At 70.7% G+C, this 17314-nt stretch carries 13 protein-coding genes and 2 pseudogenes; 9 read left to right on the forward strand and 6 right to left on the reverse strand.

Going from position 1 to position 17314, the window contains the following annotated elements:
* The first annotated feature begins 196 nt into the window (after nt 1–196).
* A complete protein-coding gene (locus ABZ396_RS25610) occupies nt 197–1111 on the forward strand; it encodes a DUF72 domain-containing protein (protein ID WP_358921842.1) in 915 nt (304 codons plus the stop codon).
* Nucleotides 1112–1118: 7 nt separating this feature from the next.
* Here the strand turns inward: ABZ396_RS25610 and ABZ396_RS25615 are convergent, their stop codons facing one another.
* Nucleotides 1119–1625, reverse strand: a complete 507-nt coding sequence (locus ABZ396_RS25615; protein ID WP_358921844.1) for a pyridoxamine 5'-phosphate oxidase family protein — start codon at nt 1623–1625, stop codon at nt 1119–1121.
* Nucleotides 1626–1758: 133 nt separating this feature from the next.
* On the opposite strand from ABZ396_RS25615, the gene ABZ396_RS25620 reads away from it, so the two are divergent.
* Complete coding sequence (locus ABZ396_RS25620; RefSeq protein WP_358921845.1) at nt 1759–4776, forward strand: bifunctional [glutamine synthetase] adenylyltransferase/[glutamine synthetase]-adenylyl-L-tyrosine phosphorylase; 3018 nt, start codon at nt 1759–1761, stop codon at nt 4774–4776.
* Between the two features lie 477 nt (nt 4777–5253).
* On the opposite strand, the pseudogene ABZ396_RS25625 reads toward ABZ396_RS25620, so the two are convergent.
* Nucleotides 5254–5547 (reverse strand): annotated as a pseudogene (locus ABZ396_RS25625) (TetR/AcrR family transcriptional regulator); the annotation flags it as partial.
* A 55-nt stretch (nt 5548–5602) separates the two neighbouring features.
* On the opposite strand from ABZ396_RS25625, the pseudogene ABZ396_RS25630 reads away from it, so the two are divergent.
* Nucleotides 5603–5734 (forward strand): annotated as a pseudogene (locus ABZ396_RS25630) (amidohydrolase); the annotation flags it as partial.
* Nucleotides 5735–5753: 19 nt separating this feature from the next.
* Here the strand turns inward: ABZ396_RS25630 and ABZ396_RS25635 are convergent.
* Entirely contained in the window at nt 5754–6611 is an 858-nt protein-coding gene (locus tag ABZ396_RS25635) for a phosphatase PAP2 family protein (protein WP_358921847.1), read from the reverse strand.
* A gap of 129 nt (nt 6612–6740) precedes the next feature.
* The gene (locus ABZ396_RS25640) at nt 6741–7778 is read right to left on the reverse strand and encodes a LacI family DNA-binding transcriptional regulator (RefSeq protein ID WP_358921848.1); all 1038 of its coding nucleotides are present in this window, start codon (nt 7776–7778) and stop codon (nt 6741–6743) included.
* A gap of 381 nt (nt 7779–8159) precedes the next feature.
* Here ABZ396_RS25640 and ABZ396_RS25645 point away from each other — a divergent pair, with 381 nt between their 5' ends.
* From ABZ396_RS25645 to ABZ396_RS25665, 5 genes are all read left to right on the forward strand, one after another.
* Nucleotides 8160–9434 (forward strand): extracellular solute-binding protein, encoded by a 1275-nt coding sequence (locus tag ABZ396_RS25645; RefSeq protein WP_358921850.1) that lies wholly within the window; start codon nt 8160–8162, stop codon nt 9432–9434.
* A 103-nt stretch (nt 9435–9537) separates the two neighbouring features.
* Nucleotides 9538–10542, forward strand: a complete 1005-nt coding sequence (locus ABZ396_RS25650; RefSeq protein ID WP_358921852.1) for a sugar ABC transporter permease — start codon at nt 9538–9540, stop codon at nt 10540–10542.
* Between the two features lie 13 nt (nt 10543–10555).
* The gene (locus ABZ396_RS25655; protein WP_358921854.1) at nt 10556–11464 is read left to right on the forward strand and encodes a carbohydrate ABC transporter permease; all 909 of its coding nucleotides are present in this window, start codon (nt 10556–10558) and stop codon (nt 11462–11464) included.
* 245 nt (nt 11465–11709) lie between these two features.
* Nucleotides 11710–13425 (forward strand): glycoside hydrolase family 13 protein, encoded by a 1716-nt coding sequence (locus tag ABZ396_RS25660; RefSeq protein WP_358921856.1) that lies wholly within the window; start codon nt 11710–11712, stop codon nt 13423–13425.
* A 151-nt stretch (nt 13426–13576) separates the two neighbouring features.
* The gene (locus ABZ396_RS25665) at nt 13577–14950 is read left to right on the forward strand and encodes an alpha-amylase family protein (protein WP_358921857.1); all 1374 of its coding nucleotides are present in this window, start codon (nt 13577–13579) and stop codon (nt 14948–14950) included.
* Here ABZ396_RS25665 and ABZ396_RS25670 read toward each other — a convergent pair.
* Nucleotides 14926–15789 (reverse strand): helix-turn-helix transcriptional regulator, encoded by an 864-nt coding sequence (locus ABZ396_RS25670; protein WP_358921859.1) that lies wholly within the window; start codon nt 15787–15789, stop codon nt 14926–14928. The two genes, ABZ396_RS25665 and ABZ396_RS25670, sit on opposite strands and share 25 nt — an antisense overlap.
* 87 nt (nt 15790–15876) lie before the next feature.
* Here ABZ396_RS25670 and ABZ396_RS25675 point away from each other — a divergent pair, with 87 nt between their 5' ends.
* Nucleotides 15877–16653, forward strand: coding sequence for a glucose 1-dehydrogenase (locus ABZ396_RS25675; protein WP_358921861.1), 777 nt, complete (start codon nt 15877–15879; stop codon nt 16651–16653).
* Nucleotides 16654–16681: 28 nt separating this feature from the next.
* Here the strand turns inward: ABZ396_RS25675 and ABZ396_RS25680 are convergent, their stop codons facing one another.
* Nucleotides 16682–17272, reverse strand: a complete 591-nt coding sequence (locus ABZ396_RS25680; protein ID WP_358921862.1) for a DUF4232 domain-containing protein — start codon at nt 17270–17272, stop codon at nt 16682–16684.
* Between the last annotated feature and the right edge of the window lie 42 nt (nt 17273–17314).

Raw genomic sequence — 17314 nt, forward strand, 5'->3', positions numbered from 1 at the left:
TGGCGGTGCGCACAGAGCATGCACACGCCAACATTCCCGTGTGCCACGGCACTCAACCCGGCGGATGAAAACCGCGTGAACGACTGCTGCCGTGCCGACAGGGTGCCGGCGCGGCGGTCTCCGGGACCCGAGCGGCCCGCGGGCACCCGCACGGCCGACGGGGTGCCGAGCCGCCCCGTGCGGGTACCCGCCGTCCATGGCGGAGATCCTCGTGGGCACCTGTTCCTGGACCGACCGCGCGCTGGTGAGGAGCGGCTGGTATCCGCGCGGGCTGCGCGACGCCGAGGGGCGGCTGCGGCACTACGCCGAGCGGTTCGGCGTGGTCGAGGCGGACTCGCCGTACTACGCGCTGCCGAGCTCGCGCACCGCCCGGCTGTGGGCGGAGCGCACCCCGGACGGCTTCCGCTTCGACGTCAAGGCCTTCTCCCTGCTGACCGGGCATCCGACCAGGCCCGCCGCGCTGCCCGCCGACTTACGGGCGGCGTTCACGCGCGGGCGCGCCACCGATCCGGGGCTCCTGGACGAGGTGTGGGCCCGGTACGCCGAGGCCGTCGAGCCGCTGCGGCACGCCGGGCGGCTCGGGACCCTGCTGTTCCAGTACCCGCCCTCCCTCGCCCCCGGCTCCCGCTCCGAGGCCGTCGTCCGGGCGAGCCGTGAACGCGCGCGTGGCTGGCCGTTCGCCGTGGAGTTCCGGCATCCCGGGTGGTGGCAGGGCGACCGCGCGCACGCCACGGCCGCGCTGCTCACCGACCTCGACGCCACCGCCGTGGCCGTCGACACGGCACAGGGGCTGCCCACCTCCATGCCACCCGTCACGCCCGTCACGACGAGCCGGCTCGCGGTGGTCCGCTTCCACGGCCGCAGCCCGCACTGGGGGACGGGCAGCAAGGAGGACCGCTTCCGGCACGCTTACGCCGAACGGGAACTGACACCGTGGCTGCCGCGCATCCGTGCCCTGGCCGACCGCACCGACCGGGTCCACGTCCTGTTCAACAACTGCTGCGCCGACGCGGCCGTCACCGCGGCGGACACCATGCGCCGCCTGCTGGGCGAGACGGTGCCCCACCAGGTGAGCCGACGAGTGAACCACCGCCGTTCCCCGGCGAGTTGACGAGGGGCTACTCGAACCGCCAGCGCGTCTGGCTGAACGGCTCGCCCTTGCCGAAGCCGAGAACCTTGCGCGGTGCCACCGCGAAGACCAGGGTCCGCCCCGGGTCCCGGTGGAAGCAGCCGTCGGCCACCTCGTAGTGCCAGAAGGGGCCGTACTTCTCCTCCCAGGCCGCCGCCAGCTCACGCAGCCGGTCGTCGTCGGTGACCCGCACCGCCTCGCCCTCGACGGTCAGGTCGTACCCCATGGTCCAGCTGTTGGTGCCCGTCGTCAGGACGACGTGCGGGTTCTCGGCGAGGTTGTGCGCCTTGCGCTCGCCGGGGCCGGTGCCGAAGTGCAGGGCACCGTCGTGCCACACCGCGAGCAGCGGGGTGACATGCGGCCGCCCGTCCGGCCGTACCGTCGAGATCCAGAACAGCTCCGAGTCGGTGAGCACCTTCTCCGCCTCGGACCAGTCGTGGGCCCGGGTGCCCTTGCTGCTGTAGCGGGCGTCCAGCACACCCTCGGGTTCGCGCATGATGCCTCCTTCGGTTCCCTGCCGGTACAGACCCGGTACAGACCACGATCCCGCCGGAAACTCATCGGCGCTCGGGACAGGCTCTGCGGTTAGGCTCTGGCGTGGACGACCTTGATCCGGAGGGAGGCCGCGGATGACGCCGGGGCGCAGGAGCAGTACCTTCACGCGACTGCTGCGGCACGGCTTCACCGATGCGTCGGCCGCCGAGCGGCTGCTGGACAGCGCCGAGCTGGCAGCCGTACGTGACGACCCGGTCCTCCTCGAGGCACTCGGTGCCACCGCCGACCCGGATCTCGCCCTGCGGGGTCTGGTACGGCTGCTGGAGGCCCAGCCCGGCCCCACCGCCCACCAGGAACTGCTCGACACCCTGATAGCGGCCAAGCCGCTCCGGGACCGCCTGCTGGGCGTCCTCGGCGCCTCCGCCGCCCTCGCCGACCACCTCGCCCGGCACCCGCGGGACTGGGAGGCCCTGGTCACCTACGAGCCCCGGGACCTGCACCCCGGTGTGGCGGAGTTCGAGCGCGGCCTGGCCGAGGCCGGCGACCCGGTCGCGCTCCGGGTCGCCTACCGGCGCTGCCTGCTGTCCATCGCCGCCCGGGACGTGTGCGGCACCACCGATGTCGCCGAGACCGCCGCCGAGCTCGCCGACCTCGCCACCGCGACCCTGCGCGCCGCCCTCACCCTCGCCGAGGCCGCGGCGCCCGAGGACGCGGCCGGCTGCCGGCTCGCGGTGATCGCCATGGGCAAGTGCGGCGGCCACGAGCTGAACTACGTCTCCGACGTCGACGTCATCTTCGTCGGCGAGGCCGCCGCCGGCGCCGACGAGGCCGAGGCGCTCCGCTCCGCCACCAGACTCGCCTCGCACATGATGCGGATCTGCTCAGAGACGACGGTGGAGGGCTCGATCTGGCCGGTGGACGCCAATCTGCGTCCCGAGGGCAGGAACGGCCCGCTGGTGCGCACCCTCAGCAGCCACCTCGCCTACTACCAGCGCTGGGCCAAAACCTGGGAGTTCCAGGCCCAGCTCAAGGCCCGCCCGGTCGCCGGCGACCCCGAACTGGGGCGGGAGTACATCGACGCGCTCGAACCGCTGGTCTGGAAGGCCGCCGAGCGCGAGAACTTCGTCACCGACGTGCAGCAGATGCGCCGCCGGGTGGTGCAGAACATCCCCGTCGCCGAGGTCGACCGTGAACTGAAGCTCGGCCCGGGCGGTCTGCGCGATGTCGAATTCGCCGTCCAGCTGCTCCAGTTGGTGCACGGACGGGCCGACGCCACCCTCCGTTCCGGCACCACCCTCGACGCCCTCCAGGCGCTCGCCGCCGGCGGCTATGTCGGCCGTGCCGACGCCACGCAACTCGGTGAGGCCTACCGCTTCCTGCGCTCCATGGAGCACCGCATCCAGCTCTACCGGCTGCGCCGCACCCACCTGGTCCCCGAGGACGAGGCCGACCTGCGCCGCCTCGGCCGCTCCCTGGGCCTGCGCACCGAACCGGTGACCGAGCTGATCCGTGAGTGGAAACGGCACACCGGTGTCGTACGGCGCCTGCACGAGAAGATCTTCTACCGCCCGCTGCTCGACGCCGTCGCCCAACTCGCATCCGGCGAAGCCAGGTTGAGCCCGAAGGCGGCCCGGGAACGCATGGAGGCCCTCGGCTACGCCGACCCGGCGGCCGCCCTGCGTCATCTGGAGGCCCTCGCCTCCGGCGTCTCCCGCAAGGCCGCGATCCAGCGCACCCTGCTGCCCGTTCTGCTGGGCTGGTTCGCCGACTCCGCCGACCCGGACGCGGGCCTGCTGAACTTCCGCAAGGTCTCCGACGCCCTCGGCAAGACCCCCTGGTACCTGCGGCTGTTGCGGGACGAGGGCGCCGCCGCCGAGAACCTGGCCCGCGTGCTGTCGGCCGGCCGCCTCGCCCCCGACCTGCTGATGCGCGCCCCCGAGGCGGTGGCCCTGCTCGGCGACGGCGACGGTGCCCGCGAGGGCGGCGGCACCGGCGGCGGCCTCGAACCCCGCGAACGCGCCCAGCTGGAAAGGGAGATCCTCGCCGCCGTCGGCCGCGCCGACAGCGCCGAGGACGGGGTACGGGCCGCGCGTGGCGTGCGCCGCCGCGAGCTGTTCCGTACGACCGCGGCCGACATCGTCGACTCCTACGGCACCGAGACCAAGCCCGCCGCGGCCGACCAGGGCGCCCTGGTGGACCGGGTCGGCGGCGCGGTCTCCGACCTCACGGCGGCGACACTGGCCGGGACCCTGCGGGCCGTGGTCCGCGACGGCTGGGGCGACACCCTGCCGACCCGGTTCGCGATCATCGGCATGGGCCGGTTCGGCGGGCACGAGCTGGGCTACGGCTCCGACGCGGACGTCGTGTTCGTGCACGAGCCGCAGGAGGGCGTGGACGAGCGGGAGGCCGCCGACGCGGCGAACAAGGTGGTCGCCGAGATGCGGCGGCTGCTCCAGCTCCCCAGCGGCGACCCGCCGTTGCTGATCGACGCCGGCCTGCGGCCCGAGGGCAAGTCCGGGCCGCTGGTGCGCACGCTCAAGTCCTACGAGGCGTACTACCGCCGGTGGTCGCTGGTATGGGAGTCGCAGGCCCTGCTGCGGGCCGAACCGGTCGCCGGGGACGAGGAGTTGGGGCGCCGGTTCATCGAGCTGATCGATCCGCTGCGGTATCCGGCGCAGGGGCTCGGCGAGGACGCGGTACGCGAGATCCGGCGGTTGAAGGCCCGCATGGAGTCCGAGCGGCTGCCGCGCGGGGCCGACCCCAAACTGCACACCAAGCTCGGGCCGGGCGGCCTGTCCGACGTCGAGTGGACCGTGCAGCTGCTGCAGCTGCTGCACGGATGGGCCGAGCCACAGCTGCGGACCACCCGGACGCGGGAGGCGCTGGCCGCGGCGTGCGGGGCGGGGCTGCTGGGGACCGAGGAGGCCGCGACACTCGACGAGGCGTGGGTGCTGGCCACGCGGGTGCGCAACGCGGTGATGCTGGTGCGGGGGCGGGCCGGCGACACGTTCCCCTCCGAGAGCCGGGAGTTGGCCGCGGTGGGCCGGTACCTGGGGTACGGGGACGGGCATGCGGGGGACATGCTGGACGCGTATCGGCGGACCGCGCGGCGGGCCAGGGCTGTGATGGAGGAGCTTTTCTACGGGGCGTAAGCGGTCGAGTGCGGGGGAGTCCGGTCGTGTTTCGGGTGCGGGTGCGGGTGCGTGCGGGCCGAGCGCGCCCCGCGGCGGAGCCTCTGCTGTTGACAGCCCGCGCCCTCTGGGGCCACTTGGCGAGGGCCAGGACCGCCGACAGGTCACGCCCGTCGCCAGGACGCCGAGCGCGGTGACCGCCAGGAGACCGCGCCGCCGCAACTCGCGCGGGAGGCGACCTCGACGCGCTGCGGGCGGCGGCCGGGGCCGCTAGGGGGGTGTCGTCTGGATCATGCCGGCGTCGCGGGCCCTGGCACGCACTCGCCCAGAGGGGGTGCCCCCAGCGGCGTTGTCGTCACTCGCCGAGGTCCCCCAGCCTTCGGCCGGGGGTGCCCCCACCGCGTCGCCCGCCGCGGCAGCGGCTGATTGTCCACGCCTCCTCCGCCTTGCAGCTGCACGCACCAGACCCCGCTCGGCTCGGTCAAGAGGCACTGTTCCTCACTGCCGGCCTGATCCAGACGACACCCCCTGGGTGAGCATGGCCCGCGCGTGGTTCATGAGCCCCGTCAGCCCCACCTCGAAGGCCCGGTCCGCGCGGCCGGCCGCCACCGCCGCCAGGGCCTCGGCCGGCCGCGGGGTCGGGGTCTGCGTCGTCAGCTCCCACATCGTCTCCCGCGCCGCCAGGTCCGGCGCCGAGCCCAGCACCAGGTTCTCCAGGGCGATCAGCAGCGGCATGGCGTCCGCGGGGGCGAAGCCCGCGTCCAGCAGCACCGTGACCGTACGCTCGTACTGTCCAGGGTCGCGGGGTCGCTCACGGAGGCGATGCGTTCGCGCAGCAGTTCGTGCGGGCCTGGAGGCCCTGGAGGGCTGCACGAGTCATGCGGCGAGGGCTGCGGGAGAGGCGGCGGTGGACGAGGTGCCGGAAGCACCGGTATGGCTGACGGTGACCGGAGGGCACGTGGTGCACCGGGGGGAGTGAGCCGCCGGCGGTCCCTTCCTCAGCCGCCCGCGGGGTCAGGTAGTGCGGTCGCTCCCGGTGGGCGGCGTGGCAGCGCGTAGGGCAGCGTCCCGTACCACGCCCTCGCCACCGCCAAGCCGAACGTCAGGCACAGCATGCCGCCCACCGCGTCGAGCCAGAAGTGGTTGGCCGTGGCCACGATGACGAGGAGGGTCGCCGTCGGGTAGAGAAGGCCCAGGACCCGTACCCAGGGCAACGACGCCAGCGCGAAGATCGTCAGACCGCACCACAGGGACCAGCCGATGTGCATGGACGGCATCGCGGCGTACTGGTTGGACATGTGCTTGAGGTCGCCGGAGGCCATGGAGCCCCAGGTGTGGTGGACCATCACCGTGTCGATGAAGCCGTCGCCGTTCATCAGCCGTGGCGGGGCGAGCGGGAACAGGTAGTAGCCGAGGAGGGCCACGCCCGTCGTGGCGAAGAGAGCGAGGCGGGCCGCCGCGTAACGGCCGGGATGGCTGCGGTAGAGCCACACCAGCACACCCAGCGTCACCACGAAGTGCAGTGTCGCGTAGTAGTAGTTCATGCCGACGATCAGCCAAGCCGTCGAGTTCACCACGTGGTTGACGGACCCCTCGACGGCGATCCCCAGCCGGTGCTCGCCCTTCCAGATCCAGTCGGCGTTGCGCAGCGCCTGCGCCTTCTGCTCCGGGACCGCGTTGCGGATGAGCGAGTAGGTCCAGTAACTCACCGCGATCAGCAGGATCTCGAACCAGAGCCGGGGCCGGCGCGGCGTGCGCAGCCGGCGCAGGAACCCCTGCTCTCCCTCGCCCGTGACGGTCTGCGGAAGGGTCTGTTGTGCGCGACCTTCCGGCTCTGTCACGGTCGAGTCACTCATAGGCACAGAGTCTGCCAGAAAAGACGTCTTCGACAGATCATCCCAAGGTTGGGTTCACCGCGCACGTTCTACGGCATGGCGACTACTTCCCAGGTACTGCTCGGCCGCCGCCGAGGTACTGGCGCGTGGTCAGGGGCGGTTGGTGCGCTCCCCCGGTGCCGACGCCGTAGAACCGCGTACCACCAATTCCGGCATGAAAACGAACTCGCTGTGCGGAGCCGGTGTACCCCCGATCTCCTCCAGCAGGGTGCGCACCGAGGCCTGCCCCATCGCCGGGACCGGCTTGCGGATCGTGGTGAGCGGCGGGTCGGTGAAGGCGATCAGCGGGGAGTCGTCGAAACCGACCACCGAGACGTCCCGGGGGACGTCCAGACCCCGCTGCCGGGCCGCCCGTATCGCGCCGAGGGCCATCATGTCGCTGGCGCAGACGATCGCCGTGCAGTGCCGGTCGATCAGCGCCGTGGTCGCCGCCTGACCGCCCTCCAGGGTGTAGAGGGAGTGCTGGACCAGCTCGGACTCGATCGCCTCGGCCGTCAGCCCCAACTGGTCCTGCACGGCCCGTACGAAGCCCTCGATCTTGCGCTGTACGGGGACGAAGCGTTTCGGGCCGAGGGCGAGACCGATCCTCGTGTGCCCCAGGGACACCAGATGCGTGACCGCCAGAATCATCGCAGCCCGGTCGTCCGGTGAGATGAAGGGTGCCTGCACCTTCGGCGAGAAGCCGTCCACGAGGACGAACGGCACGCCCTGCGCCCGCAGTCGCTCGTAGCGCTGCATGTCGGCGGTGGTGTCCGCGTGGAGACCGGAGACGTAGATGATGCCCGCGACCCCGCGGTCCACCAGCATCTCGGTCAGCTCGTCCTCCGTGGACCCGCCGGGGGTCTGGGTGGCGAGCACGGGTGTGTAGCCCTGCCTGGTCAGTGCCTGCCCGATGACCTGGGCCAGGGCCGGGAATATCGGGTTCTCCAGCTCGGGGGTGATCAGCCCCACCAGGCCCTCGCTGCGCTGCCGCAGCCGTACCGGGCGCTCGTAGCCGAGCACGTCCAGCGCGGCGAGCACGGACTGGCGGGTGGTGGCGGCGACGCCCGGCTTCCCGTTGAGGACCCGGCTGACGGTCGCCTCGCTCACCCCCGCCTGCGCTGCGATGTCGGCAAGCCGTGTGGTCACGCCACTGGACTGTACCGGCCGTATGTCCCCTTGCACACCGATCGGGCGCCTGATGCGGCCTGGGGGGCGGCCCGGTCGGGGCTGCTGCGTCATCGCGCTCCCTCGTGAAAGTGATGGCAAGAGCTTGCAGAGTCTTGCACAAGTGGCCCTCGTAGCGCTCTACCCCCGTAAACAAGCGTCTCACAGCGGTCGCCGAAGGGTCACGTCCGGATAACTTCGAAGATCCCTTGCGCTTTTTTTCTGCAAGGTCTTTCGCAACGCTTACATCGCTGTTACGTTCCCTGACGCCCGGCCGCCGCAACGGCGCTGTCGGCACGACGGCGAGGACGGCGGACGGGGCCGCCTCGCATCACTCGGGCTTTTCACCCTCAAGGAGAACTCATGCGGCGTGGCATAGCGGCCTCCGCGCTGGTGGCGTCCCTCGCCCTCACGGCGACGGCGTGCGGCGGGAGCGGCAGCGACAGCAAGTCGGACGGCCCGGTCACCATCACCTGGTGGGACACCTCCAACGCCACCAATGAGGCACCGACCTACAAGGCCTTGGTCAAGGACTTCGAAGCCGCGAACAAGGGCGTCAAGGTCAACTACGTCAACGTCCAGTTCGACCAGGCGCAGAACAAGTTCGACACGGCCGCGCAGTCCGGCAAGGGTGCCCCCGACGTGCTGCGCTCCGAGGTCGGCTGGACCCCCGCCTTCGCCAAGGCCGGCTACTTCCTGCCGCTGGACGGCACCGGCGCCCTCGCCGACCAGGCCACGTTCCAGTCCAGCCTGATCACCCAGGCCCAGTACGACGGCAAGACCTACGGCGTCCCGCTGGTCACCGACACCCTCGCCCTCGTCTACAACAAGGCGCTGCTGAAGAAGGCCGGCATCACCGAGGCCCCCAAGACCTGGGACGAGCTGAAGACCGACGCCGCCAAGGTCCAGGACAAGGCCAGGGTCACCGGCTACTGGGGCCCGGAGGCCGCGTACTACACGCAGCCCTTCCTCTACGGCGAGGGCACCGACATGGTCGACGCCTCCGCCAAGAAGATCACCATCACCTCGGCGGCGGCCAAGAAGGGCTACCAGACCTGGCTGGACCTCTACTCCGGCAAGGGCCTGCAGAAGGCGGACACCACCGCCGACGCCTACGCGCACCGCCAGGACGCCTTCGTCAACGGCAAGGTCGCCATGACCCTCGAGGGCCCCTGGGAGATCACCAACTTCTACAAGGGCTCCGCCTTCGGCGACAAGTCCAACCTGGGCATCACCACCGTCCCGGCCGGCTCCGCAGGCAAGGCGGGGGCCCCGACCGGCGGCCACAACCTCTCCGTCTACGCCGGCTCCGACAAGGCCCACCAGGAGGCGGCCCTGAAGTTCGTCGCCTTCATGACCTCCGCCAAGTCCCAGACGGAGATCGCCCTGAAGAACTCCACCCTGCCGACCCGCTCCGACGCCTTCACGGCCGAGGTCAAGGCCGACCCGGGCATCGCCGGCTACCAGGCGGTGCTGTCCTCCGCCCAGCCGCGCCCCGCGCTCGCCGAGTACTCCTCGCTGTGGGGCCCGGTCGGCACCGAGCTGGCCAAGGTCGCCGGCGGCAAGGAGTCCCTCGACAAGGGCCTGGGCAACGCCGAACTCGGGGTCGAGAAGCTCGTCCCCGACTTCAGCAAGTAAGCCCCGAGTGGCCGTCGGATCCCCCTGGAAGACGGGGGTAGGGATCCGACGGCCACCGGCCTGTGCCCAGCCCGAACCCGGAAAACCCAGAAGGTGTCGAACCATGACAGTCGCCATCGACCGCGCGACCGGCAAGCGCCACGGCGACCGCGCGCCCCGCCCCGGGCTGGGCCAGCGGCTCCGGAACGGCTACCAGAAGTACTGGTACGCCTACGCGATGACCGCCCCCGTGGCCGTCGTGCTCGGCGCGCTCGTCGTCTACCCCCTGGTGTACGGCTTCTACCTGACGCTGACGGACGCCAACAGCCTCAACACGGCCCGCACCATCGGCGTCAACCACATCGACGCCACCTACAAGTTCATCGGCCTGGCCAACTACCAGGACATCCTGTTCGGCCCGACGTCCTACGACCGCTTCTGGTCCCACTTCCTGTGGACCATCGTCTGGACCGCGCTGTGCGTCACCCTGCACTACACCATCGGTCTCGCCCTAGCCCTGCTGCTCAACGAGAGGTTCCGCGGCCGCACCTTCTACCGCATGGTCCTGGTGCTGCCCTGGGCGGTTCCCACCTTCGTCACCGTGTTCGGCTGGCGGTTCATGCTCGCCGACGGCGGCATCGTCAACGCGGCTCTCGACTTCCTCCATCTGCCGCAACCCGGATGGCTGGAGGACACGTTCTGGCAGCGGACCGCCGCGATCCTCGTCAACACCTGGTGCGGTGTGCCGTTCATGATGCTCTCGCTGCTCGGCGGCCTCCAGGCCATCGACGGCACCCTCTACGAAGCCGCCGAGATGGACGGCGCCAGTGCCTGGCAGCGCTTCCGCTACGTCACCCTGCCGGGGCTCAGGTCCGTCAGCTCCACGGTCGTGCTGCTCGGCATCATCTGGACGTTCAACCAGTTCGCCGTCATCTTCCTGCTGTTCGGCAACACCGCCCCGGACGCGCAGATCCTGGTCACCTGGGCCTATTTCCTCGGCTTCGGACAGCAGCCGCGTGACTTCGCCCAGTCCGCCGCCTACGGCATGCTGCTGCTGGCCATCCTGATCGTCTTCACCTCCTTCTACCGCCGCTGGCTCAACCGCAACGACCAGCAGCTCGCGATCTGAGGCAGGAGTTTCCATGAGTACGACCACTGTCGAGACCTCCGCCCAGGTCGCCGAGGAGGCCCACGTGACCGCCCCCCGCCGCATCCGCCGCCGGAGCGAGCGCGGCCCCCTCGCCACCGCCCTCACCCACGGCATCCTGGGCGTGGCGAGCCTGATCGCGTTCTTCCCGGTCGGCTGGCTGATCTTCCTGTCCCTCGGCCCGGACAAGGACGACTACCTCCATCCGGGCGGTATCTGGCACAAGATGACGCTGGACAACTACTCCTTCGTCCTCCAGCACACCGGTTTCTGGGACTGGTTCAGGACGACGATGATCGTCGTCGGCGGCACCACGGTCATCGGCCTGATCCTCGCCTCCACGACCGGTTACGCGGTCTCCCGGATGCGCTTCCCGGGCTACCGGAAGTTCATGTGGCTGCTGCTGGTGACCCAGATGTTCCCGATCGCCGTGCTGATCGTGCCGATGTACCAGATCCTGTCGCGCCTCGGCCTCATCGACAGCTACCTCGGGCTGATCCTGGTCTACTGCACCACCGTCGTCCCCTACACGGCCTGGCTGCTCAAGGGCTACTTCGACACGATCCCCTTCGAGATCGACGAGGCCGGCCGCGTCGACGGACTCAGCCCCTTCGGCACCTTCGCCCGGCTGATCCTGCCCCTCGCCAAGCCCGGTCTCGCGGTCGCCGCGTTCTACAACTTCCTCACCGCCTTCGGCGAGGTCGCCTTCGCGTCCACGTTCATGCTCAGCGACGACAAGTACACCTTCGCCGTGGGCCTGCAGAGCTTCATCAGCGAACACGACGCCCAGCGCAACCTGATGACCGCGACCGCGGTGCTGATCGCGATACCCGTCGCCGTGTTCTTCTACCTCGTGCAGAGGAACCTGGTGACCGGGCTTACCGCGGGCGGCACGAAGGGCTGACCGCCGGTTGAGCCGCGACGGGCCGTTGTTTGTCTGCGGCGGCGTTGTGGCTGGTCGCGCCCACGCGGCGGAAGCCGCACATCGATACAGCCCCGCGCCCCTTTGGGGCGCTTGCACTCCCGCGCCTCACAGAGGCGCGGGTTGGCGGTCGCGATGGACATCCGACCCCGCTTCCACCGCGGCCGCCTGTCACCCGCCCCGTATCCACCTGTGACCCGATGAATCCGTTACGTATCAAGGACGCCATGAGCCAGCAGCAATCCGCCGCACCGGCCACCGCCACGACCACCGTCGCCCGTCGTCGCGACTGGTGGCGGGACGCGGTGATCTACCAGGTCTATCCGCGCAGCTTCGCCGACAGCAACGGCGACGGGATGGGCGACCTGGAGGGCGTACGTTCCAGACTCCCGTATCTGCGCGACCTCGGCGTCGACGCCGTGTGGCTCAGCCCGTTCTACGCGTCACCGCAGGCCGACGCCGGTTACGACGTCGCCGACTACCGGGCCGTGGACCCGATGTTCGGCAACCTGCTCGACGCGGACGCGCTGATCCGCGACGCCCATGAGCTCAGCCTGCGGATCATCGTCGACCTGGTGCCCAACCACTCCTCCGACCAGCACGAGTGGTTCAAGCGGGCGTTGGCGGAGGGCCCCGGCTCGCCGCTGCGGGAGCGCTACCACTTCCGTGCGGGCAAGGGCGCGAACGGCGAACTCCCGCCCAACGACTGGGAGTCCATCTTCGGCGGCCCGGCCTGGACGAGGGTGGCGGACGGCGAGTGGTATCTCCATCTCTTCGCCCCCGAGCAGCCGGACTTCAACTGGGAGCACCCGGCCGTCGGCGACGAGTTCCGCTCCATCCTGCGTTTCTGGCTGGACATGGGCGTGGACGGATTCCGTATCGACGTGGCGCACGGCCTGGTGAAGGCGGAGGGGCTGCCGGACATCGGCGGCGCCGAACAGCTGAAGCTGCTGGGCAACGATGTCATGCCGTTCTTCGACCAGGACGGTGTCCACGAGGTCTACCGACAGTGGCGGCACGTCCTCGACGAGTACGCCGAAAATGAAATGGGGCCCGAAGGGCCTTCCGCAGAAGGGCGGTGGTGGGCGACGGGTGGGCGGATCTTCGTGGCCGAGGCCTGGACGCCGACCGTGGAGCGCACGGCGAACTACGTCCGCCCGGACGAGCTGCACCAGGCCTTCAACTTCCAGTATCTGAGCACCGAGTGGGAGGCGAAGGAACTGCGTACGGTCATCGACCGCACCCTGGAGGCGATGCGCCCGGTCGGTGCCCCCGCCACCTGGGTCCTCTCCAACCACGACGTCACCCGGCATGCCACCCGCTTCGCCAACCCGCCCGGCCTCGGCACCCAGATCCGCACCGCGGGGGACCGGGACCTCGGTCTGCGGCGGGCCAGGGCCGCGACCCTGCTGATGCTGGCGCTGCCCGGTTCGGCGTACATCTACCAGGGCGAGGAGCTGGGACTCCCGGACGTCGTGGACCTGGCCGACGAGGACCGCCATGACCCCGCGTACTTCCGTGGCGCCGGCCAGGACGGCTTCCGGGACGGCTGCCGGGTGCCGATCCCATGGACGCGGAAGGGCTCGTCGTACGGGTTCGGCGGCGGGGGCAGCTGGCTGCCGCAGCCCGCGAGCTGGGCCGAGCTGAGCGTGGAGGCGCAGACGGGGATGGCCGGTTCCACCCTGGAGCTGTACCGCACCGCACTGAGCGTCCGCCGTACACAGCCCGATCTGGGCGCGGGCGAGGCGGTGGAGTGGCTGCGTGCCCCGGAGGGTGTACTCGCCTTCAGGCGCGGGGAGTTCGTGTGCGTCGCGAACACGAGCGGGGAGTCGGTGACCACTCCGGCATACGGCCGGGTGCTCCTCACCAGCGGTGAGGTGACCGAGGCGGACGGCGAGGCGAAGGTGCCGGCCGACACGACCGTGTGGTGGACGACCGCCTGACGAGCCGTCATCCGGTAACTTCCTGCAGCGACTTCTGAAGGCCCGCTACCCATCCGGGGAGCGGGCCTTTAGCATCTGCGCAACCGCAAGGTTTCGGCAATCTTTCAGCAAGAGCCTTCAACGGCGCCTTCAAAGACGAAGGAACCCCCACATGGCACACAAGACCCTCTCCGTCGCGCTGGCGCTGGCCGCCTGTGGCGTTGTCATGACCCCATCCGTCGCGGACGCCTCCCCGCCCGGCACCAAGGACGTCACCGCCGTCCTCTTCGAGTGGAACTACGCCTCGGTCGCCAAGGAGTGCACCGGCACTCTGGGCCCCGCCGGCTACGGATACGTCCAGGTCTCCCCGCCCGCCGAGCACATACAGGGCGCGCAGTGGTGGACGTCGTACCAACCGGTGTCGTACAAGATCGCGGGCAGACTCGGCAACCGCACGTCCTTCCAGAACATGGTGAACACCTGTCACGCGGCCGGTGTGAAGGTGGTCGTCGACACGGTCGTCAACCACATGTCGGCGGGCAGCGGCACCGGCACCGGCGGCTCGTCGTACACGAAGTACAACTATCCCGGGCTGTACTCCTCCTACGACTTCGACGACTGCACCTCCGCCGTCTCCAACTACTCCGACCGCTGGAACGTCCAGCACTGCGAACTCGTCGGCCTCGCCGACCTGGACACGGGCGAGGAGTACGTCCGCAAGACCATCGCCGGCTATATGAACGACCTGCTGAGCCTGGGCGTCGACGGCTTCCGCATCGACGCGGCCAAGCACATCGACGCGGCCGACCTGGCGAACATCAAGTCGCGTCTGACCAACCCTTCCGCCTACTGGAAGCAGGAGGTCATCTACGGCGCCGGCGAGGCCGTCCAGCCGACCGAGTACACCGGCAACGGTGACGTCCAGGAGTTCCGCTACGCCTACGACCTCAAGCGCGTCTTCAACAACGAGAACCTCGCCTACCTGAAGAACTACGGGGAGGGGTGGGGGTACATGAGCAGCTCGGTCGCCGGAGTCTTCGTCGACAACCACGACACCGAGCGCAACGGCAGCACGTTGAACTACAAGGACGGCGCCAACTACACCCTCGCCAACGTCTTCATGCTCGCCTACCCCTACGGCGCCCCGGACATCAACTCCGGCTACGAGTGGACCGACGCCGACGCGGGCCCGCCCAACGGCGGCACGGTCAACGCCTGTTGGCAGGACGGCTGGAAGTGCCAGCACGCCTGGCCGGAGATCCTCCGCATGGTCGCCTTCCGCAACGCGGTGCGCGGCGAGCAGGTGACGAACTGGTGGGACGACGGGGCCGACGCCATCGCCTTCGGGCGGGGCGCGAAGGGGTACGTCGCCATCAACCACGAGTCGGGCTCGCTGACCCGCACGTACCAGACGTCGCTGCCGGCGGGGACGTACTGCAATGTGCAGGCGAACACCTCGGTGACGGTGAATTCGAGCGGCCAGTTCAGCGCCACCCTGGCCTCGAACACCGCCCTGGCGATCTACGCCGGGAAGTCCACCTGCTGATCCATCCGCTGTGTGCCGATCACGGAGAGCAGCCGCAGCGCCTCCTCGGAGCGTGAGCCCGGGGTGGCGGTGTAGATCACGACCTGCTGGTCCCGGTCGGTGATGTCGAGGGCGTCGCAGTTGACGGTGACCGGGCCCACCACCGGGTGCTGGAAGGTCTTGCACAGGGTGGGCTCGGCGCTCACGTCGTGCGACTCCCACAGCCGCCTGAACTCCTCGCTGCCGACGAGGAGTTCGTCCACAAGCCCCGTCACCTCGGGGGCGTCCGGGTAGCGGGCGGCGGCGGCCCGCAGGCGCTGTGCCGAGAGCCGTGCGAAGGCGTCGACGTCCGACACCCCGTAGAGCTTCCTGCCGCCCGGGCGCGGGCTGAGAAAGGCGCGGCGCACGATGTTGCGGTCACGCGGGGGCAGGGCGGAGAAGTCCTCCATGAGGGCGGCCGCGAGGTCGTTCCAGGCCAGCACCTCGAAGGCCGCGGACGTCACGAAGGCGGCGGCCTGGGGCAGCCGGCGCAGCAGGTCGAGGAGGCTCTGCCGCACCTCGCGCGAGGGTCCGGGCGGCGGTCCCGGCGGGGCCCCGGCGAGGTGGTGCAGATGGCCGCGCTCGGCGTCCGACAACCGCAGCGCCCGCGCCAGCCCGCCCAGCACCTCCCGCGACGGCCGTGGCCCCCGCGCCTGCTCCAGCCGGGTGTAGTACTCGGTCGAGATGAACGCCAGCTGCGCCACCTCCTCGCGCCGCAGCCCGGGCGTACGGCGGCGCGGGCCGTGCGGCAGCCCCACCTCGGCAGGGGAGATCCGCTCCCGGCGGCTGCGCAGGAACGCGGCGAGTTCTGGCCTGTCCACGCCCCCAGTGTGCGCCGGTGCGGCGGGGCCCAGCCAGGTACTGCCGGTGCCTGGATGGGCCGGGGGACCGGGCGCACGCTCGAAGACATGGACAACACCACGAACCAAGGCCTGCTGACCGGCAAGGTCGCCTTCATCAGCGGCGCCGGCCGCGGTATCGGCGCGGCCGCCGCCCGGCTCTTCGCCCGCGAGGGCGCCCGGGTCATGCTGGCGGCCCGCACGGAGGACCAGCTCAAGACCGTCACGGAGGAGATCAGGACGGCCGGCGGCACCGCTGACCACGTCGTCTGCGACCTGGCCGACACGGAGTCCGTCCGCGCCGCCGTCGACCGCACGGTGGAGGTCTACGGCCGCCTGGACATCGCCTTCAACAACGGCGCCACCATCCAGCAACCCGGCCCGATGGACGAGCTCCCCGAGGACGACTTCGACCACATCACCGCCGTCAACCTCAAGGGCGTCTGGCTCGCCATGGCAGCGGAGGTCAAGGCCATCCGCGCCACCGCCACGGGAGGCGCCATCGTCAACAACTCCTCCGTCGGCAGCCTGCGCGCCAACCCTGCCCTGCCCGTCTACGGCGCCCTGAAGCGCGCCGTCAACAGCCTCACCGAGTCGGCGGCCGTCACCTACGGCCCCGAGGGCATCCGCGTCAACGCCGTCGCCCCCGGCGGCACCCTCACCGACATGGTCCGCGAGTGGGAGGCGGCCACCCCCGGCGTCATCGACCGCATGAGGTCCACGACGCCTCTGGGCCGCACGGCCGAACCCGAGGAGATAGCCGAGGCCGCCGCCTGGCTCCTGAGCGACCGCGCGTCCTACGTGACGGGCACGGTACTGCGCGTGGACGGCGGGGCGCGGGCCTAGACACCCCCGCCGTTCATGGCGCGGGCGGTCAGGGAGTGACGTTGATGTGCCTGGCCAGCGCGGTGACGGAGAGGTCACCGTGGTCGACCCACTGCGGGAGGGCCAGCGTCTTGTGCTGGGTGGCGGCGGGCGGGGTGATCTCCAGGTAGGAGGCGTGCACCGCGCCCGAGGTGCCGGTGTTGGCGTGGGTCCAGGCGGCGACGGCCTCGGCGCTCTCGCCGTCCTTGAGGACGAGCGTCCTCCTGCCCGGGTCCTTGGCGTACCAGGTGTTGCCCCAGTGCGTGTGGGTGGTGAGCGTCCGGTGCGCGGAGTTCTCCAGCCCCAGTCCGGGGTAGCCGCGCAGGGCGCAGGTCTTGCCGCTGAGGTTGCGCAGCCTGATGACCACACCCTGGTGGTTCATTCCGCCGGCGAGCTGCTGGCCGAAGGTGGCCTTGAGCCCGGCGGCGGAGCAGGTCGGCGTCGACGTCGCGGTGCTCGGGGTCGCGGCCTCGGCGGTGCCCGCCCAGGCGAGACCCAGGCCGGCGACGGCGGCGACGGCGAGCACCGTGCGGCCCAACCTGCGGTCGGTGCGGTGCTTGGCGGTGCCTGTCGGGTCGGTGGTGTTCCGGTGTTCGTTCACAGTGACGGTGCTCCACTCGTGCTCCGCGGCGCGGTCGGCGGC

Source organism: Streptomyces sp. NPDC005866 (assembly GCF_040629895.1).
In the GTDB taxonomy this organism is placed as follows: domain Bacteria; phylum Actinomycetota; class Actinomycetes; order Streptomycetales; family Streptomycetaceae; genus Streptomyces.